At 69.3% G+C, this 18,838-nt stretch carries 20 protein-coding genes; 11 read left to right on the forward strand and 9 right to left on the reverse strand.

Translation table 11 applies throughout. The annotated features are described in order from the left end of the window. Positions 1–96 precede the first annotated feature (96 nt). From C4V41_RS10680 to C4V41_RS10700, 5 genes are read left to right on the forward strand one after another with little or no spacing between them, the layout of a single operon-like run. Positions 97–1,080: an ABC transporter permease gene (locus tag C4V41_RS10680; RefSeq protein WP_103955578.1), complete on the forward strand. Its 984-nt coding sequence runs from the start codon at positions 97–99 to the stop codon at positions 1,078–1,080. Further along, complete coding sequence (locus C4V41_RS10685; protein WP_103955579.1) at positions 1,080–1,979, forward strand: ABC transporter permease; 900 nt, start codon at positions 1,080–1,082, stop codon at positions 1,977–1,979. The genes C4V41_RS10680 and C4V41_RS10685 overlap by 1 nt, the downstream gene beginning before the upstream one ends. Next, positions 1,976–3,982, forward strand: coding sequence for a dipeptide ABC transporter ATP-binding protein (locus tag C4V41_RS10690; protein WP_103955580.1), 2,007 nt, complete (start codon positions 1,976–1,978; stop codon positions 3,980–3,982). The genes C4V41_RS10685 and C4V41_RS10690 overlap by 4 nt, the downstream gene beginning before the upstream one ends. Before the next feature lie 54 nt (positions 3,983–4,036). Continuing rightward, positions 4,037–5,704, forward strand: coding sequence for an ABC transporter family substrate-binding protein (locus C4V41_RS10695; RefSeq protein WP_235030027.1), 1,668 nt, complete (start codon positions 4,037–4,039; stop codon positions 5,702–5,704). 9 nt (positions 5,705–5,713) lie between these two features. Next, positions 5,714–6,808: a DNA glycosylase AlkZ-like family protein gene (locus tag C4V41_RS10700; RefSeq protein ID WP_103955582.1), complete on the forward strand. Its 1,095-nt coding sequence runs from the start codon at positions 5,714–5,716 to the stop codon at positions 6,806–6,808. Here C4V41_RS10700 and C4V41_RS10705 read toward each other — a convergent pair. Further along, positions 6,805–7,059 (reverse strand): hypothetical protein, encoded by a 255-nt coding sequence (locus C4V41_RS10705; protein WP_103955583.1) that lies wholly within the window; start codon positions 7,057–7,059, stop codon positions 6,805–6,807. The two genes, C4V41_RS10700 and C4V41_RS10705, sit on opposite strands and share 4 nt — an antisense overlap. 81 nt (positions 7,060–7,140) lie before the next feature. After that, positions 7,141–8,226: an MFS transporter gene (locus tag C4V41_RS10710; protein WP_103955584.1), complete on the reverse strand. Its 1,086-nt coding sequence runs from the start codon at positions 8,224–8,226 to the stop codon at positions 7,141–7,143. A gap of 80 nt (positions 8,227–8,306) precedes the next feature. On the opposite strand from C4V41_RS10710, the gene C4V41_RS10715 reads away from it, so the two are divergent. From C4V41_RS10715 to C4V41_RS61755, 3 genes are all read left to right on the forward strand, one after another. Further along, positions 8,307–8,756: a hypothetical protein gene (locus C4V41_RS10715; RefSeq protein WP_103955585.1), complete on the forward strand. Its 450-nt coding sequence runs from the start codon at positions 8,307–8,309 to the stop codon at positions 8,754–8,756. 85 nt (positions 8,757–8,841) lie between these two features. Then, entirely contained in the window at positions 8,842–9,285 is a 444-nt protein-coding gene (locus tag C4V41_RS10720) for a carboxymuconolactone decarboxylase family protein (protein ID WP_103955586.1), read from the forward strand. A gap of 317 nt (positions 9,286–9,602) precedes the next feature. After that, complete coding sequence (locus C4V41_RS61755) at positions 9,603–9,770, forward strand: hypothetical protein (RefSeq protein WP_160150237.1); 168 nt, start codon at positions 9,603–9,605, stop codon at positions 9,768–9,770. Here C4V41_RS61755 and C4V41_RS10725 read toward each other — a convergent pair whose 3' ends face one another. The 3 genes from C4V41_RS10725 to C4V41_RS10735 are packed head-to-tail and all read right to left on the reverse strand — an operon-like array spanning position 9,771 to position 12,796. Next, complete coding sequence (locus tag C4V41_RS10725) at positions 9,771–10,394, reverse strand: pyridoxamine 5'-phosphate oxidase family protein (protein ID WP_103955587.1); 624 nt, start codon at positions 10,392–10,394, stop codon at positions 9,771–9,773. It abuts the gene before it with no gap. Between the two features lie 45 nt (positions 10,395–10,439). Then, on the reverse strand, positions 10,440–11,525 hold the full coding sequence (locus C4V41_RS10730; protein ID WP_103955588.1) for a PrsW family intramembrane metalloprotease: 1,086 nt from the start codon (positions 11,523–11,525) through the stop codon (positions 10,440–10,442). A 59-nt stretch (positions 11,526–11,584) separates the two neighbouring features. Next, the gene (locus C4V41_RS10735) at positions 11,585–12,796 is read right to left on the reverse strand and encodes an amidohydrolase (protein ID WP_103955589.1); all 1,212 of its coding nucleotides are present in this window, start codon (positions 12,794–12,796) and stop codon (positions 11,585–11,587) included. A 37-nt stretch (positions 12,797–12,833) separates the two neighbouring features. Between C4V41_RS10735 and C4V41_RS10740 the strand changes: the two genes are divergently transcribed. Then, positions 12,834–13,232 carry an ester cyclase gene (locus C4V41_RS10740; RefSeq protein WP_103955590.1) on the forward strand — a complete coding sequence of 133 codons (399 nt, stop codon included), beginning with the start codon at positions 12,834–12,836 and terminating at the stop codon, positions 13,230–13,232. 30 nt (positions 13,233–13,262) lie between these two features. Beyond that, entirely contained in the window at positions 13,263–13,742 is a 480-nt protein-coding gene (locus C4V41_RS10745; RefSeq protein WP_103955591.1) for a TIGR03618 family F420-dependent PPOX class oxidoreductase, read from the forward strand. Here the strand turns inward: C4V41_RS10745 and C4V41_RS10750 are convergent. Next, entirely contained in the window at positions 13,687–15,108 is a 1,422-nt protein-coding gene (locus C4V41_RS10750; RefSeq protein WP_200823864.1) for an MFS transporter, read from the reverse strand. The two genes, C4V41_RS10745 and C4V41_RS10750, sit on opposite strands and share 56 nt — an antisense overlap. A gap of 158 nt (positions 15,109–15,266) precedes the next feature. Here C4V41_RS10750 and C4V41_RS10755 point away from each other — a divergent pair, with 158 nt between their 5' ends. Then, the gene (locus tag C4V41_RS10755; protein WP_103955592.1) at positions 15,267–16,097 is read left to right on the forward strand and encodes a glycerophosphodiester phosphodiesterase; all 831 of its coding nucleotides are present in this window, start codon (positions 15,267–15,269) and stop codon (positions 16,095–16,097) included. Here C4V41_RS10755 and C4V41_RS10760 read toward each other — a convergent pair. The 3 genes from C4V41_RS10760 to C4V41_RS10770 form a co-directional block, all read right to left on the reverse strand. Beyond that, positions 16,084–16,899, reverse strand: coding sequence for a phosphotransferase (locus C4V41_RS10760; protein WP_146103615.1), 816 nt, complete (start codon positions 16,897–16,899; stop codon positions 16,084–16,086). The genes C4V41_RS10755 and C4V41_RS10760 overlap by 14 nt on opposite strands. 925 nt (positions 16,900–17,824) lie before the next feature. Further along, positions 17,825–18,250, reverse strand: a complete 426-nt coding sequence (locus C4V41_RS64130; protein WP_235030028.1) for a cytotoxic translational repressor of toxin-antitoxin stability system — start codon at positions 18,248–18,250, stop codon at positions 17,825–17,827. Continuing rightward, positions 18,247–18,663: a prevent-host-death protein gene (locus C4V41_RS10770; RefSeq protein ID WP_103955743.1), complete on the reverse strand. Its 417-nt coding sequence runs from the start codon at positions 18,661–18,663 to the stop codon at positions 18,247–18,249. Before C4V41_RS10770 ends, C4V41_RS64130 begins: the two co-directional genes overlap by 4 nt. Between the last annotated feature and the right edge of the window lie 175 nt (positions 18,664–18,838).

Consider the following 18,838-nt stretch of genomic DNA (forward strand, 5'->3'; position numbering starts at 1 on the left):
AGGTTGCGTGCGCCGGGATGCACACATGGTGTAGCAATATGACTACTGTGCGCCGTGTGGAGCGGCCCGTGTGGGTCGCGCGTCGGAGGGGGAGCGATGGCGGGGTTCCTGGCCCGCAGGCTGCTCAACTACGCCGTGCTCGTCGTGGTGGCCGCCAGCCTCGCCTACCTGATGGCCGCCGTCGCCCTCGATCCCCGCTCCAACTACGCCGACCGCACCCCCAAACCGCCGCCCGCCGTGGTCGACGCCCAGCTCACCGCCCTCAACCTCAATGACCGCACGCCGCTCCTTGAGCGCTACGCCACCTGGGCCGGCGGCGTGCTGCACGGCGACTTCGGCAAGACCGTGGCCGGCTCGCCGGTCGGCGCGGACCTCAAGCGCCGCATGGGCGTCACCTTCCGCCTGGTGGTGCTGGGCCTGATCTTCGGCAGCCTGCTCGGGGTGTTCGCGGGGGCGCTGGCGGCGGTCGGCCAGTACGGCTGGTTCGACCGGCTCTCGGCCGGCCTGTCGTTCGTGGTGCTCGCGGTGCCGGTGGTCGTGCTGGCCAACATGCTGATCCTGGTCGCCACCTGGGCCAACGAGCACCTGTTCGGCCGTCAGTTGTTCCTGGTCAGCGGCGAATACAGCGACGGCCTCGACACCGGGTTCTGGGGGCACGTGACGGACCGGCTGCAGCACCTGGTGCTGCCGACGATCTCGCTGTCGGTCGGGCTGATCGCGGTCTTCAGCCGCTACCAGCGCAACATGATGCTCGACGTGATCGGGGCCGACTTCGTCCGCACCGCCAGGGCCAAGGGGCTGAGCAGGCTGCGGGCGCTGACCCGGCACGCGCTGCGGACGGCGCTGATCCCGGTGGTGACCTACTTCGCGTTCACGTTCGGGGCGCTGCTGACGGGGGCCACGTTCACCGAGAAGATCTTCGGCTGGCACGGGCTGGGCGAGCAGCTCATCAACTCCGTCTTCAGCAACGACGTCAACACCGTGGCGGCCATCTCCCTGCTGGCCGCCATCGCCGTGCTCGCCGCCTCGCTGGCCGCCGACCTGCTGCGCGCGGCGCTCGACCCGAGGGTGCGGGCCTGATGACGCTCGCCGAGGAGGAGCTGGCCGAGGAGCTGACCCTGCCCAGGGCCCCGTCGCGGGCGCGGACGGTCACCCGCGACTTCTTCCGCTCCGGGCAGGGGCGGATCGGCTTCGCGGTGCTGGCGCTGATGTTCGTGCTGGCCTTCGCGGGGCCGCTGGTCAGCCCGTGGACCTACACCGACAAGGACTTCACCGCGTTCCTGCAGCCGCCGTCGCCGCGCCACTGGTTCGGAACGCTCCAAACGGGCGCCGACGTCTTCGCGGTAACGCTGCGCGGCATGCAGAAGTCGCTGGTCGTCGGCCTGCTGGCGGCGCTGGTGTCCACCGCGCTGGCGGCCGTCGTCGGCGCGTTCGCCGGCTATTTCCTTGGCTGGACCGACCGGGCGCTGAGCTGGGTGACCGACCTGCTGCTGGTGCTGCCGGCGTTCCTCATCCTGGCCATCATGTCGCCGCTGTTCGGGTCGGGGCAGTGGCCGCTGTTCGTGATCATGCTGGCGCTCTTCCTGTGGATGGTCACCTCGAAGATCGTGCGCGGGATGTCGATCTCGCTGAAGGAGCGGGAGTTCGTCAGGGCCGCGCGCTACATGGGGGTGCCGCCGGTGCGGATCATCTTCCGGCACGTGATCCCCAACCTGTCGTCGCTGCTGATCGTGGACGCCACGCTCAACGTCAGCACGGCGATCCTCACCGAGACCTCGCTGTCGTACTTCGGGCTCGGCATCCAGCCGCCGGACGTGTCGTTCGGGACGCTCATCGCCGACGGCTCGAAGACGGCGGTCTACGCGCCGTGGACGTTCTGGTTCGTGGCGGGGCTGCTGGTGGTGACCGTGCTGGCGGTCAACCTCATCGGAGACGCGCTGCGCGACGCGTTCGACCCGTCGGCGAAGGGGGGCCGATGATCCCGGTCCTGGAGGTCGAGGACCTCAACGTGTCGTTCGGCGCTGTGCACGCCGTGCGCGGGGTCAGCTATTCGGTACGTCCCGGCGAGGTGCTCGGCATCGTCGGCGAGTCCGGCTCCGGCAAGTCGGTCACCTCGGCGGCCATCATGGGGCTGCTGCCGCCGGGGGCCCGCGTCACGGGGTCGGCGCGGCTGCACGGCAAGGAGCTGATCGGCGCCTCCGACCGGGCGCTGACGGCCTTTCGCGGCAAGACCATGTCGATGGTGTTCCAAGATCCGCTCTCCGCGCTCACGCCCGTCTACCGGGTGGGCGACCAGATCGCCGAGGCCGTGCGCGTGCACCAGCGGGTGAGCAGGGAGACCGCCCTGGTCAAGGCCATCGAGCTGCTCGAACTCGTCGGCATCCCGCATCCCGCCGAGCGCGCGCTGGCCTTCCCGCACGAGTTCTCCGGCGGCATGCGGCAGCGCGTGGTGATCGCGATGGCCATCGCCAACGACCCCGACGTGATCATCTGCGACGAGCCGACGACGGCGCTCGACGTCACCATCCAGGCGCAGGTGCTGGAGGTGCTGAAGCGGGCGCAGCGCAAGACCGGCGCCGCGATCATCATGATCACGCACGACCTGGGCGTGGTGGCCGGCTTCGCCGACCGGGTGCTGGTCATGTACGCCGGCCGCCCGGTCGAGGTGGGCGACGTGGACGACATCTTCTACCGGACACGGATGCCGTACACAGCGGGGCTGCTGGCCTCCATCCCGCGCGTGGACGGCGGCCGCGCGGCGCTGACGCCCATCGAGGGCAACCCGCCCGCGCCCGCCGAGCTGCCGCCCGGGTGCCCGTTCGCGCCGCGCTGCCCGATGCGGATCGGCGCGTGCGACGCGGCCGAGCCGCCGCTGTTCGACGTGGCCGACGGGCACCGGGCCGCGTGCATCCGCTGGGAGGAGGTGCGCCCGGGCGCGCAGGCCGCCGCCGGCCCGCGCGAGCCGCGGGTGCGTGGCGAACGCACCGTGCTGGAGGTGAGCGGCCTGGTCAAGGACTATCCGCTGCTCAAGGGCGCGGTGTTCAAGCGCAGGGTCGGCACGGTGCACGCGGTGGCCGGGGTCGGCTTCGACATCCGGCAGGGCGAGACGCTGGCGCTGGTCGGCGAGTCGGGCAGCGGCAAGACGACCACGCTGACGCAGATCCTGGAGCTGACGCCGCCGCAGGAGGGCCGGATCGTCGTCCTCGGGCACGACATCGCGCGGCTGAACCGCACCGAGCGCACCGAGATCAGGCGCGAGATGCAGGTCGTCTTCCAGGACCCGATGGCCTCGCTCGATCCGCGCATGACCGTCCACGACATCCTGGCCGAGCCGCTGGTCACCCACGGGCACCGGCGGCCCGGCCGGCGGATCGCCGAGCTGCTGGCGCTGGTCGGGCTCGCCCCCTCCCATGCCGCCCGCTACCCGCAGGACTTCTCCGGCGGGCAGCGGCAGCGCATCGCCATCGCCAGGGCGCTCGCGCTGGAGCCCCGGCTGCTGGTGCTGGACGAGCCGGTCTCGGCGCTCGACGTGTCGATCCAGGCGGGGGTGCTCAACCTGCTCGACGCGCTGAAGGCCGAGCTGGGGCTGTCCTATCTGTTCGTGGCGCACGACCTGGCCGTGGTGCGCTATCTCGCCGACCGGATCGCGGTGATGTATCTCGGCAGGATCGCCGAGATCGGCCAGGTGGACCGCGTCTATGACGCGCCCGCGCATCCGTACACGCAGGCTCTGCTCTCGGCGATCCCGCTGCCCGATCCGGTACACGAGCGCTCGCGGGAGCGGATCCTGCTCGAAGGCGACCTGCCCAGCCCGGCCAACCCTCCGACGGGCTGCCGATTCCGCACCAGGTGCCCCAAGTTCCGCGCCGAGCTCGACGACGTGGAGCGCCGGCTCTGCGTGGCCGCCGAGCCCGAGGTGCGGTCGCTGGGCGAGGACCAGGGGGCGGCCTGTCACTACGCCGAGAGGCGCGAGGTCGTCTAGATCTCGCTCATATCAGGAGGAAATCGCTCGATGAAAGCATCACGTCTTGTCGCTGTGACTGTGGCGGGCTCGCTGCTGCTGGCGGGCTGCGGTGGCGGGCCGGGGAGCGGCACGGGGGGCCCGGCCAGCGGCGGTGACGAGCGTACGATCAGGGCCTTCGACATCAACCCGCAGCCGCGCGACAAGATCAAGGACGGCGGGACGCTGCGCTGGGGCATCAACGAGTTCCCCGCGCAGTGGAACAGGAACCACGTCGACGGCAACCTGGCCATGGCGGCGGTGATCAGTAACGCGCTGCTGCCGGGGCCGTTCGTGTCCAACGAGAAGGCGGAGATCTCGGCGGACCAGAACTACGTGCTCGACGCGAAGGTGACCGCGCAGCGGCCCAAGCAGGTGGTGACGTACACGCTGAACCCGAAGGCCAGGTGGTCCGACGGGAAGCCGATCACCTGGGCCGACTACCGGGCGCAGTGGGAGGCGCTCAGCGGGCGCGATCCCGCGTTCCGCATCGTCTCGTCCACCGGCTACCAGGACATCGAGAAGGTGGCGCGGGGCAAGGACGACCATCAGGTGGTGGTGACGTTCGGCAAGCCGTTCGGCGACTGGCAGTCGCTGTTCGGGCCGCTGCTGCCGGCCGCCACGAACGGGTCGGCCGAAGCCTTCAACAACGCCTGGCTGAACCAGATCCCGGTGACGGCGGGGCCGTTCAAGTTCGGCGGGTTCGACCAGACGGCCAAGACGATCACGCTGGTACGGGACGACAAGTGGTGGGGCGCCAGGGCCAAGCTCGACAAGATCATCTTCCGGGCCTCCGAGCAGGACTCGCTGATCGGCGCGTTCAGCAACGGCGAGCTGGACGTCATCGACGTCGGGCCGTCCGCACCCGACTACGCGCGCGCCAAGGCCACCTCGGGAGCCCAGGTACGGCAGGCGGCCGGGCCCGACTTCCGGCATTTCACCTTCAACGGCTCCAGTGAGCTCCTCAAGGAGCGTGCCGTCCGGCAGGCCGTGCAGCTCGGCATCAACCGCCAGGCCATCGCCCAGTCCGACCTGCAGGGGCTCGACTGGCCGACCACGCTGCTGAACAACCACTTCTTCATGAACACGCAAGAGGGTTACCAGGACAACGCCGGCGAGCTCGGGACGTACCAGCCGGAGAAGGCCAAGCAGCTCCTGGACGCGGCCGGCTGGAAGCTGAACGGTGCCGTCAGGCAGAAGAACGGCAAGCCGCTCGACCTGCGATTCGTGGTGCCGTCCGGGGTGCAGCTCAGCAAGTCGGAGGGGGAGCTGGCGCAGAGCATGCTCGCCCAGATCGGGGTGAAGCTCACCCTCCAGCCGGTGCCGAGCGACGACTTCTTCACCAAGTACGTCATCCCGGGGAACTTCGACATCACGCCCTTCGCCTACATCGGCACGCCGTTCCCCATCTCCAGCAGCTACGGGATCTACGCCGACGCACCGAGTGGCGAGAACTGGAACGCTAACTTCGGACGCACCGGGTCGGCGGCCATCGACGAGGCCATGAGCCGGGCGGGCCAGAGCCTGGACCCGGACCGGGCCCGTACGGAGACGAACGCGGCCGACCGGCTGCTCTGGCCCGAGGTGAACGTACTGCCCCTCTACCAGCGGCCGCAGAACGTGGCGGTGCGGCAGGCGCTCGCCAACGTGGGCGCGCGCGGCTTCTACGCCCTGCGTTACGAGGACATCGGCTTCATGCGTTAGAACGGGTGCATGACGACGAAAGTGACCTGGCCGCAGATCCTCGCCTGGCGGCTGCGCCGGCAGTTCGTGAGCGCGGCCGACGGCCCCGGCGCCGTGGCGGTGGTCGAGAGGCTGTGCGGCGTGCAGGCCCAGGTCGCCTCGTCGGCCCGGCTGGCCGTGGCGGTCAGGAGCGCCGAGCCCGACCCCGGCGCGATCGACCGGGCCCTGTGGACCGACCGGACACTGGTGAAGACGTGGCTCATGCGCGGCACCCTGCACCTGCTGCCCGCCGGTGAGCTGGCCGGCCACTGCTCCGCCCTGGCCTCGTTGCGCTTCTGGGAGAAGGGGTCCTGGCAGCGCGGGCACGGCGTGACGGCGGCCGAGATCGCGGCGATCATCGACGCGGTGCCCTCCGCCTTAGGGGAACGGGCGCTGACCAGGGAGGAGCTGGTCGACGCCGTGGTGGCGGCCACAGGTGACGCCCATCTGAGGCAGGCGCTGACGTCCGGCTGGGGCGTGCTGCTCAAGCCGCTGAGCCGGCTGGGCGAGCTGTGCTATGGGCCGCCCCGCGACGGCAAGGTGACCTTCACCGCGCCGCGATCCTGGGTGCCGGGGTGGCCTGGCGGGTTGCCGCCCTATGAGGAGGCCGGGGTGCGGGTGGCGCGGGCGTTCCTGGGAGCGCACGGGCCGGCGACGCCCGAGATGTTCGACAAGTGGCTGTTCGGCGGTGTGGCGAGGAAGGGCGTGCTGAAGGGGTGGTTCGGTGAGCTGGGGCCCGAGCTGACGGAGATCGAGGCGGACGACGGCATGCCGCTGCTCGCGCTGACCGAGCACCTCGACGACCTAGCGGCCACCGCGCCGTCGTCGGAGGTGCACCTGTTGCCCGGCTTCGATCAGTACATTCTGGGCGCGCCGCGCACGCTCGCGCCGCTCGTGCCGCCGGCGCTCAAGTCCAAGGTCAGCCGGCAGGCAGGGTGGATCTCCCCCGTGGTCGTCCACGAAGGGCGGGTCGCGGGCACGTGGGAGGCCAAGGGCGGCGAGATCGCGCTCGACCTCGCCGAACCCGTGCCGCAGGCACCGCTCGACGCGGCCGTCGCCCGCGTCAGAGCCCTTGTGGCCGGTTAGGGGGCCGCGGTGCCCGCCATCACGCGGTCCACGAGGCCCTTGTTGCCCTCCTCGCGGGCGCAGTGGGCGCAGCAGTACCAGTGCTCGCCCGACTGCACCCCGTGCCCGATGACCTTGGTGCCGCAGTGCTCGCAGATGGGCGCCATCGCCTCGATCGCGCACTGGAAGCAGTCAAAGGTGTGCACCGCCCCCTGCGCGTGCACCTCGAACGCCATGTCGTAGTCGTTGCCACAGGTCTCGCAGACAGCCATGGTGATCCCCTTTGCAGTCGATGCGCCGGGGGGATACCCGGTTCCGTGGTGGCTTCTCCCCAAGAGACCACCATATTCCCCTCACGGTACGGCGAAACGGACCACCAGCGGCAGGCCCAGGAGCCCGAGCACGGCCAGGGCGGCGGGCAGCCCGAACGGGCCGCTGAGCCCGGCCACGAGCAGCGGGCTGACCACGAACCCCGTGTACGAGATCGTCGACACCCCCCACACCAGCCGCCCGCTCACGTCGTCGGCGGCGGCATGGCTGAGCAGGGCGGGCACCATCGGCCCGAGCGCCAGCCCGGTCACCGCGAACCCGGCCAGGGAGATCAGCACACCGCCGCCCAGCCCGGCCACGGCGATCCCCACTCCCCCGCCCACCCCCGCCACCAGGTAGAGCACCCTCAGCGGCACCCGCGGCAGGGCCTGCACCACCAGCCGCCCGGCCGTCAGCGCCGCCATGTAGACGGCGGGCGCGGCGCTGGCGACCAGCGGCGTGGCGCCGCGGTGCTCTTCGAGCAGCAGGACCGACCACTGCTCGACCGAGTTCTCGATGATCAGCACGCAGCCCATCAGCGCCCCGAGCACGAGCGCGGCACCCCAGAGCCGGCGCCGGTCGGTGTCCTGGGCCTCTCGCGGGCCGGGGCCGAGGGGCAGGGTCAGCACGGCCAGCGACGTGGCCAGCACGATCAGGGCGATCACCACGAGCACCGCCCCGACGCCGAGGCCGAGCGAACGCGCCAGCCCGGTGGCCGGGGCCGCCGCGATGACCGCGACCGGGAAGGCGGCGTGCACCGGATTGAAGAGCCGGCGGCCGCTCTCCCGCTCGACCCGCCCTGTGGCCAGGTTGAGCGCGATGTCGAGCGCGCCGCTGGTGGCGCCCACCAGCAGCAGCGCCAGCGCGAGCTGCCAGGCGGTGCCGGCCAGGCCGATGCCGGCGACGCTGAGCGCGAACAGCACCATGACCGCCATCAGCGCCGTCCGCTCCCGCCCCCGGGCCAGCCGCCCGGCCAGCGCCATCGCGGGCAGCGCCCCCACCGGTACGGCACTCAGCGCCAGCCCCAGATCGCCCGCCGAGATGCCCAGCTCCAGCTTGATGGCGGGCAGCAGGGCCGACCACGCGCCCCAGAAGACGCCCCAAACGGCGCAGACCGCGATGAGCGGCATTCGACCGGCCCCCTTGAAATTCGGTCAAGTCATGGCAAAGATCGTCGATGTCCTTATTACCCTCAACTGAAGGGAACCTCGTGTTCACCCGTACGGTCATCGCGGCCGCCCTGGTCGCCGCCGGGATCGCCGCCACCCCCTCCGCCGCGTACGCCGGCTCGGCCGCCTATACCCCCGAACGCGTCTGCGGCTCCGGCTTCCACAAGGTCAAGGACGGCCACCGGGCCATGAAGACGCGCCAAGGCGCCGTTTTCGGGCACGTGTATCTCATGTACAACGCGCGCAGCGGCAAGAACTGCGTCGCCGCGATCAAGACCGCCTTCAAGGGGACCCGCACGGTCACCGGCGCCTACCTCGAGGTCAGGGGCGGCGGCAGGACGGAGGACGAGCAGAAGTACCGGTACTACGCCGAGACCGGCCACATCGACGGCAGGTGGAAGTGCGTGCGGTACGCCGGCTGGACCAAGGACCCGCGCGGCCGGGTCGAGGCGTGGGGCGAGCGCAAGTCCTGGGGCAACTGCCGGGGCTGACCCTCAAAAAGCACCTCCGAAGTTGTCACATCGGGACGAGCCGTCTCGTCCAACAGGCGTATGACCGAAACTACGGAGGGTTGAGATGACTCAGCGGATCAACGTCGCCAAGCACCTGCCGGAGGCCTACCACCTGTTCATAGCGGTGGAGAAGCTGCTGGGCGAGAGCGAGTTGCCCGCCGCCACCCGCGAGCTGGTGAAGCTGCGCGCCAGCCAGATCAACGGCTGCGGCTACTGCGTGGACCTGCACAGCCGGGACATGAAGAAGGCCGGCGAGAGCGACGAGCGGCTGTGGTCGGTGGTGACCTGGCGCGAGGCCACCGTGTACACCCCGGCCGAGCGGGCCGCGCTGGCGCTGACGGAGGAGGCGACCAGGCTGGCCGACCGCGAGGCGGTGCCGGACGCGGTGTGGCAGGAGGCGGCCGAGCACTACAGCGAGAAGCAGCTCTCCCTGCTCATTGTGGCGATCGCGATGATCAACGCCTGGAACCGGATCGGCGTCACCGCGCGGCTCGTCCCGGGGGCGTGAGCCACTCAGCAGAAATACGTTGAGCGAACCGGACCGGCCGGTTAGGTTGGCGCGCATGGCGGGCGGCAAGCGCCCGTCATGCCGCCGGCAAGCGGCGGCGGGCACGGTTGGTGAAGGAGAGACGCGCTTCGAGAGGGGGAGACCATGAAACGCGTCAGAGTCACGAAGGCCGGCAAGCGGCGCACACGCCTGGCCACAGAGCTGGATCTGCGATCACCGGCGGGTCGCACACTCCCCTACTGACTTCCTCCTTACAGCGAACTTACGGGGGTATCTGTAGATAACATAGGTAACAGAAACATCACGGGGGGCTTACGATGAAGAGGCTTGTGGTGGTGCCGCCACACGTTGCCAGGCACAAGGTCCGCGATATTCACGCGGGCGACCGCCACAAGCCGCCCACGGATCCCAAGGTGATCGACCTCCGCGCCTACTCCGGCAGGAACGTCATCCGTTTCCCCGGCGGCCCCACGCCCGCCGCCTGATCAGGTGGCGTAGAGGCGCTTGGTGTACGCGTCGCCGTAATAGCTCTCCAGTTCCTCGACGCTCTCTTCCACCTTCTGGACGTCCTTGACCAGCCTCGCGTGTGAGGGCAGGGTGTCGGCGCCCCAGCTGTCAGGCTTCCACAGGGACGAGCGCAGGAACGCCTTGGCGCAGTGGAAGAAGATCTGCTCGATCTCGACGACGAGCGCGAGGTGCGGGCGGTGGCCCTTGACGATCAACTGGTCGAAGAAGGGGGCCTCGCGGACGAGCCGGGCGCGGCCGTTGATACGCAGGGTCTCGTTGCGGCCCGGGATGAGAAAGATCAACCCCACATGCGGATTTTTCAGGATATTGAGGAATCCGTCCGCTCTGCGGTTTCCGGGGCGGTCCGGGATGGCGATCGTGGTGTCGTCGATGACGTGGACGAAGCCGGCCGGGTCGCCCTTGGGTGAGACGTCGCAGTTGCCCGCCTCGTCCGAGGTGGCGATCAGGCAGAACGGCGTCGCCGCCAGCCACTCGACGTCGCGCTCGTGCAGGCGTACCCGCTCTTTGGTCACGGCCCGTGGCATGACCTCGCCGAGCAGTTCGCGCAGCTCGGCCTCCGACCCGATCTCCGCCCAGCTCATATGATCTCCCTTCGGGGGCTTTCCCCCATTTTGTCAGGGATTCACTCACCAACGGCGGGCGTACGCCATCGCGTTCAGGAACGTGTCGCGCTCCTGGGTGAACTTGACCGGGTCCATGCCCTGCCGCTCAGCGCGCAGGTGCAGCATGGTCAGCTCGGTCGCCGCCTGCTGGTAGTCGCTCATGGCCCGGCCGAACCCGGCCCTCCTGGCCTGCTTGCGGGCCGCTTTGCGGGCGGGCAGCGTGCTGAGCATGGTGACGTCGGCGTCGGTGATCAGGCCGGTCTGCTGATATCCGGGCAGGTAGGCGCGCATCTTGGCGACGAGGTGGCGGCGCTCGGCGACGGTCACGACGATGAGGAGGACCAGCGCGACCATGATCACCAGGTAGGCGCCGATCACCCAGTTCAGGACGCCGGTGGTGGCGGCGCCGTTCCAGAGGGCGTGCAGGAAGACCGCGGCCAGGTAGCCGAGCGGGATGGCGGCGTAGCGGCCGGCGGTGCGGCGGGTGAGCGCGTACGCGACGCCGAGGCCGATCATCGAGGTGTAGATGGGGTGGCCGAGCGGGTCGATGAGCCCGCGGATCACGAAGAGCTGCACCGTGGCGCCGGCGCCCTCCGCCTTGAACGTGAGCAGGTAGTAGCCGACGTTCTCGACGGCGGCGAAGCCGAGGCCGGCCATGGAGGCGTACACGATGCCGTCGGTCAGCCCGTCGATCTCCCTGCGCCGGTGCAGGAGGAGCAGCAGGGCCGAGCCCTTGAGCGCCTCCTCGATCACCGGCGCCAGGATGACGGCGCCGATGTCCTCGGTGATCGCGGAGCCGTAGCCGGCTCTGAGGAACAGTTGCTGGCCGAGGAGCGTCAGCGCGACGCCCAGCACGATGGCCAGCCCCGCGCCCCACACGAAGGCGAAGGCGAGGTGCAGCTTCGGCTCGGGCTCCAGCCTGTCGACTGACAGCACGGCCGCGAGCAGCACCGGCAGGGGCGCCACCGCCAGCAGCGCGGACAGGCCGAACCCGACAGGGCCGCCGTCGTACAGCATGATGGCCAGCACGACGAGCGCGAGAACGCCTGAGACGACGAGTCCGATCAGCAGTGCCTTGCTGGGGCGCTGGGCGAGCGACGGAGCTGTCATTGTGCTGCCTCTCTTCCCATTGATCCGCTCCACTATGCGCGCCCAGCATCTACAGGCGCTTAACGGTCACTTGATTCGCGGTAGTACGGATCCGCCACGACAGCATTACCGTCCGTGTACGAATACACCTCCCGGCCGGAAATGAACACCCTCAACGCCCGGCTCATGACATCCAGCGGATCGCCCGACCAGATGACCACGTCACCGTCGAGCCCCGGCCGCAGCGCGCCCACCCGGTCGTCGAGCCCCATGATGCGGGCCGGGTTGAGCGTGATCGAGCGCAGGGCCTCGACCGGGTCCAGCCCCTCCTTGACCGCCAGCGTGGCCTGGTGGACCAGGAAATGGATGGGCACCACGGGATGGTCGGTGGTGATCGCCAGCTCGACGCCCGCCCGCGCCAGGATGCCCGGGTTGCGCAGCGAGCGGTGCCGCAGCTCGACCTTCGAGCGGCTGGTGAACAGGGGGCCGATGATGACGGGAACGTTCCGCTCGGCGAGCGTGTCGGCCAGCAGATGGCCCTCGGTGCCGTGGTTGATCACCAGCCGGTAGCCGAACTCGTCCGCCAGCCGCAGCGCCGTGGCGATGTCGTCGGCGCGGTGCGTGTGCTGGCACCAGGGCAGCTCGCCGTCCAGCACGCGGGACAGGATCTCCAGCGTGCCGTCGCGGTCGAACGGCTTGCCCTCCTCCTCGGCGGCGGCCCTCTTGGCCTGATAGTCCTGGGCTTTCATGAACGCGTCGCGGATGACGGCGGCCACGCCCTGGCGGGTGGAGGGCAGCTTCTTCTGGTCGCCGTACACGCGCTTGGGGTTCTCGCCCAGCGCGCTCTTGACGCTGACCGGCTGCTTGAGCAGCATCTCGTCCACCGACCTGCCCCAGCACTTGACCGCGACCGTCTGGCCGCCGATGGGGTTGCCGGAGCCCGGCTTGATCACCGCGGTCGTCACGCCGCCGGACAGCGCGTCGCCGAAGCCCAGGTCGGCCGGGTTGATGGCGTCGAGGGCGCGCAGGCGGGCGCCGTTCGGGTCGGTCATCTCGTTGGTGTCCTGGCCGGCCCAGCCCTCGGCCTCCTCGTACACGCCCAGGTGGCCGTGGGCCTCGACGAAGCCGGGCAGCACCCAGCCGCCGGTGGCGTCCACGACCGTGATGCCGTCGGGCACGGTCACGTCGCGGCCGACCGCGGTGATCCTGCCGTCCTGGATGAGCACGGTGCCACCGTCGATGGGCTCTCCGTCGACCGGGACGACATATCCGCTGGTAATGGCGATATTCATGAGTCGTAACCTACCGCTGGGCGGGTAGGGGGCCGAGATGATGGCCGACCTGTACAGACGATGGCTGCTCGACCTGTGGAACGGCGACTTCGAGCTGGCGCACGAGCTCGTCACCCCTGACTTCACCGGGCACTGGCCCGGCATGGACGTGTCCGGGCCCGAAGGGCTGATCGAGGCGCTCCGGCAAGGCCACGAACCGTTTGGCGACGTCAAGGTGACGCTGGACGTGGGGCCGATCGTGGACGGGGACCTGGTGTCGGCCCGGTGGACGTTCGGCGGCGCCTACCGGGGCGGCATTCCGGGCGCGACCGCGGCCGAGGGCACCAGGGTGGCCTTCAGCGGGCACGACATCCTGCGTGCTCGGGACGGGCGGTTCTCCGAGTACTGGGTGATCTCGGACGCGCAGACGTTCGGCAGGCAGCTCGGGATAGGCTGACATCTCCGTTCATAGGACGAGGGATGGTGGATGTCGGAGAACTACGGGCCTGGCGCGGGCCCCGGGCCTCGGTCCCTGCAGGACGACGAGCTGACGAAGCTGCTGACGCAGCAGCGGTTCGGCGCGCTCGCCACCAACAAGAGCAGCGGTCACCCGCACATGTCCACGGTCGTCTACTCCTGGGATCCCGAGCAGCGGGTGGTGCGGATCTCGACCATCGACGACCGGCTCAAGGTGCGGCAACTGCACAAGGACCCGCGCTGCGCGCTCTACGTGGCCAGTGACGACTTCTGGTCGTACGCCGTCGCGGAGGGCAAGGCGGAGCTGTCGCCGGTGAGCACCACGCCGGGTGACGAGACGGGCCTGGAACTGCTGGCCATGCAGCCGCCGTTCGCCGAGCCGACAGACGCGCAGGCGTTCCTGGCGCAGATGGTCGCCGATCGGCGGCTGGTGATCAGGATCCGGGTGTCGCGACTGTACGGGACCGCTCTGCCTGTTCCCTCCGAATAGCGCGGCGCCTGTTGTAGGCCACGGTCGCGATCACGACGAGGACGAGCGCCAGGTCGATGGCGGCCGAGTAACGCATCGCCAGGACGTGCTGCGCGCTTGCGGTGGTGGACCCCGCCGTCGCGAAGAAGACCGCGCCGATCACGGCCACGCCGCCCGCGCCCGCGAACTGCTGGGCCGTGCTGAGGATGCCGGAGCCGATGCCGGCCTGGTGCGGTGCCACCTCGACCAGCGCCGCGCCGATGAGCTGCGGCAGGACCAGGCCGTTGCCCGCGCCGATCAGGATCATCGCGGCCATGACGTACGGCAGCCCCTCCCCCACCGTGATCACCAGCAGGCCCAGACCGAGCGCCGTGATCGTGCCGCCGACCATGACGACGACGAGGCCGTACCTCCTGACCAGCCGCGTCCCCAGCAGCGAGGTGATCGAGAACAGCACGCCCATCGGCGCGAACGCCAGCCCCGCCTGGAACGCGGTGAGCCCGAACCCGCCCTGCAGCAGCAGCGTCAGCGTGAACATGAACGCGGCGAAGTACGCCATGAACGCGACGATCGCCCCGACGCCCGCCAGGTAGGAGTGCACCTTGAGCAGCTCCAGGTCGAGCACCGGCTGCCCGCCGCGCGCTCCGAGCGTCCGCTGGCGGCGCCAGGTCAGCACGAACACGGGGATGCTCACCGCCAGGCAGATCCAGGTCCAGACCGGCCAGCCCAGGCTGTTGCCGAGGCCGAGCGGCACCAGGACCAGTGCCAGCGCGGCTGCCAGTCCGGCCGCTCCCGGCAGGTCGAGCCTGGCCCGCCGGGCGGTCTCGACCTCGGGCAGGAGCCAGGCGGCCAGCGGTACGAGGGCCAGGCCGATCGGCAGGTTGACGAGGAAGATGATCCGCCAGCCGAGGCCGAGCACGTCGGCGGTCAGCAGCAGCCCGCCGAGCACCTGACCGGCGATGGAGCCCAGGCCGCCGGCGGCGCCGTACCAGCCGATGGCCCTGCCCCGCTCCTCCGGCGGGAACGCGGCCGAGATCGTGGCCAGCACCTGCGGCACCATCACGGCGCCCGCCAGCCCTTGGAGCAGGCGGGCGGCGACCAGTTGGATCGGGTCCGCGGCGATTCCGCAGAGGAGTGAGGCGATCGTGAACGCGGCCACGCCCCAGACGAACATGCGCTTGGAGCCGTAGCGGTCGCCGAGCCGGCCGCCGGTGATCATGCCGGCCGCGTAGGTGAAGGCGTAGCCGCCGACGATCAGTTCCAGGGCGGCGGGGCCGGCGTGGAGGTCGCGTTCGATGGAGGGAGCGGCCACGTTGACCACGAAAAAGTCGAACTGGGCCATGAACCAGGCCGAGAGCAGGATGGCCAGCGTTCCGCCATATTTCACGATATTCAGGCTAGAACGTTTGCCCTGCGTCCCCTCCCCCGGGGCACCCGTGTTCAATGCTCATTTGCGCGGCACCGGCGAGTTACTCTTCCATCAACTTCAAGTCATGAGATCTTGTCACCGTCGAGACGTCGGCCTCCCTCCGTCAGAGGAGACCCATGTTCAGACGGCTCGCCATCATCCTCGCGATCTTCCTCGCCGCCACCCTCGCCACCTTCCTCATCGCACCGGCCAACGCCGCGACCGCCGTCAACGTCGCGCACCGGGGCGCCTCCGCCTACGCCCCCGAGAACACGATCGCCGCCTTCGACCTCGCCGGCTCTCAGGGAGCCGACATGTTCGAGCTCGACGTCCAGGAGACCAAGGACCACGAGCTGGTGCTCATGCACGACACGACGCTGGCCCGTACCACCAACGCCGAACAGGTCTTTCCCGGCCTGTCCCCGTGGAACGTCGGCGACCTCACGCTCGCCCAGATCCGCAAGCTCGACGCCGGGTCGTGGTTGTCCGGCACCTACGACGACGAACGGGTGCCCACGCTCGGCGAGGCGCTGAGTGAGATGAGCGGCTCCGGCATGGGGCTCCTGCTGGAGGTCAAGGCCCCGAACCTCTACCCGGGCATCGAGGCCCGCGTCGCCACCGAGCTGCGCCGCCACTCCTCCTGGCTCTCGCCGGGCCGGCTGGTGGTGCAGTCGTTCGACTGGGGATCGATGCGGGAGTTCCACCGGCGGCTGCCGGACGTGCCGATCGGGCTGCTGGGCACGCCTTCGACCGGCGAACTGCCCGCACTGGCCAAGTACGCCGACCAGATCAACCCGCCCTACGGCACCCTCACGGCCGCGTACGTCCGGCGCGTCCACGCCCTCGGCATGAAGGTGCTCACCTGGACCGTCGACAGCCCGGCCACCATGCGCCGCCTGCTCGGCTACGGAGTGGACGGCATCATCACCAACAGGCCCGACGTACTGGACGACGTCATCCAAGCTTGAACGCGCTGACGTCCACGGTGAGCAGGCCGGTGAGGAAATCCGCCTGCCGCGGATCATCCCAGTCCCCGACCTCACCCCCGTTGATGGCCGTCCACACCCCCCACTCCAGCAGCATGTACGTAAGAGCGGCCGGCCAGAGCCGCTCTTCCCGCGCCGTCAGCGACACGTGTCCCAGGTAGGCGTCGCGGAAGATCACCCACTCCGTCTCGTCGAACAACCTCCCCGGCCGACCTGGCAGATCGTTGTGGAACAGCAGCACGGCCAGCGCCAGGTCGAGCAGTCTCGGCGCCCGTTCCCCGTTGTCGGGGTCGACGAGGACGGGCCCGGCCTCGCCGTACACGAGGTTGACCGCCTTGTAGTCCATGGAGACGTCGGCCACGGGCAGACCGGCGTCCCGGATGGCCGGAAGCGTGGTGGTCATGAACGACCGCAGCAACGGCTCGAACCGGCCGAGCACCTCGCGCCGGAGCCCGGGCCGGTAGGCCGCGAGCACCTTGTCCAGGCCCGTGACGTCTTCCTCGACCGACTCCTCGTCATGATCAGGCCACTCGAAGCCGGCCAGACCGGCTGCCGCGTCACCGGCCGCATGCAGGCGTCCCAGCAGATCACCTGCAGCCCGAATATCCGCCGCCGAGCCGTCGTAGGCACGCCCCTCGACCCACGGATAGGCGACCCAGTCGTCCTCACCGATCCGATACGGCCCCACCACTGGCGAAACCACCGGAAACCCACCCTCCGCCAGGGAGCGCACCCACCGGCCCATGGCCTCGGCCGAGTGGGTGCGCTTCACGGCAACGGCCACGCCGCCGATCACGCCACGGAAAACGGGAGCGTAGGGGTATATCGATCTTTGCGGCTCGATGCCGAACCTTGCGAACACGTCGGAATAGTCGTCCGTCACAAGATTCAACCGTAGGCCCAGACAGGGAACCGGGGCATCCCCATTCCCCGCCTGACCAGCGACCGAAGAGCCCCCCGTGGCCGGTCGCCGCCAGTGGCCGGTCGAGCAGTGCGCTTATTCGAAGGGCGCTGTACTGCCTCTGATCAGGGGCCGTCGATCCAGTACTTCCGCGGTCTGACGATGGCCTGCTCATCGCTGCGACAGTCATTTCGTCGAGACCACCTTGAGATCAACATGACGACGAGATCGGCGGGCAACGCCTCCGACGGCGGTCCGCGATTGGGCTTCAGAGATGCCGGCGCTCTGCCCTGACCAGGCATTACTCGCCTCGACGCCCGCGATACGGGGGGAGTTGTGCCACGGCACACTTGAGCCGCCCGAGGTGTGGGCCTCGGACGGCCTGCATCACTTCCGACGCCCGCGCGTCGGTGTCTGGGAAAGCGCGCGAGCCGCCTTGCTCGACTTCGAGCTGGACCGCGTCCTGCCGGCGGCAGACGCAGCCTTACTGCTGGTCTGGCGCAGGTTTCGCTTCCGAGTCGCTTGCATGGCGACCCGGAAGCCGATGTCATGCAGGTTCCTGCTCCGACCAGGAACATCGGCTTCCTGATCGCGCCGAGCGCCTGGCCTTGTGGAAGGCTAGGCGCTCGGCGTATCGGCCGTCATACCGACGACCAAGACGGAACCTGGTTGTCCCTCCAGGCCATGACCCGGAGGGAACCACCTCTATTGAGGTATCCGCAGTTCGTCCAAGCGGTTGCCCAGTTGTCGCATCCGCCGCAACTACTGGGGCAGTGCACTTATTCGAGAGGTGCGGTATTCCTCAGGATCAGGTCCCGTCGGTCCAGTACTTCTGAAGCCGCGCGATGGCCTCCTCCTTGCTCATCCCCGCCACGGTCGTCTCGTCAAGACCCACCCTGGAGATCAACATGAACACGAGGTCTGCGGGCAGGGACTCCGATGGCAGCTCGGGGGCTCCGCGATCGGGTCTCACCTCGTTCTGAACGCACGCCCAGAAGGTCGCCTCGTCCACCTGAAGTTGATCGCGGAGAATATGACTCCAAATACCCGGGCCGTAGGTGCTTCGGTCGACCGGGTGAGAGATCCGGGTTCTCAGAATTCTGCCATCGGCAAGATCCAGCTCGTAGGTGACATGGTGCGTCCCCGTGCCTCCCCGGGCGTTCCGCACCAGACGCCAGCCCTCGATCCGACAGAACCGGTCGTGATGCTCACGGGCAGGCTGAGGCCAGCTCACCGGTCCTTCCCTACCAGCCATTCGCGCAGTTGCTCGTCATCACTGAGGCTGATCAACTGCACAAGCCCCCAGTTCTCGCGGTGGTTCGGCGCGTCGAGCAGACGGCTCTGCCAATCCTCCGCGTACTCACGGAGGGCCTCGATCATCTCCGCAGTGGCTTGATCAAAGGTCGCACCGTCCGCGGCGACAGGTAGCCCAGGAATGAAAACCGACCAGCCGCCAGCTTCAGGAAGCACCTGTGCTCGAGAAGGAGTGACCACCGCGAGGTAGTGCCGGAGTCTTTCAACATCCACGAAGGCGGTCACGGCCGACTCACGACGCACCGTTGCCACGCGACCTCTCTCGGCTGCATCCAAAAGCGCCTTGAGATGTGCACGAGCTTCCGTATAGCTGTCGAAGTGAACAGCGGCCATGACGAACCTCCCAGTTAAGCGCACCTCCACGATGCCACGCTCTCGTAAGTACGTCAAGTACGTCGCGTACTGATCATCAAGCCGTACGGCCGGCCGTACAATTGCATCGAGCGCAACAACTGGCACCAGATTTGGGGACGGAGCGTCAGCACGTCACCGACGCCCCGTTGCCGAC

Origin of the sequence: Nonomuraea solani (assembly GCF_900108335.1) — a bacterium.
GTDB lineage: Bacteria > Actinomycetota > Actinomycetes > Streptosporangiales > Streptosporangiaceae > Nonomuraea > Nonomuraea solani.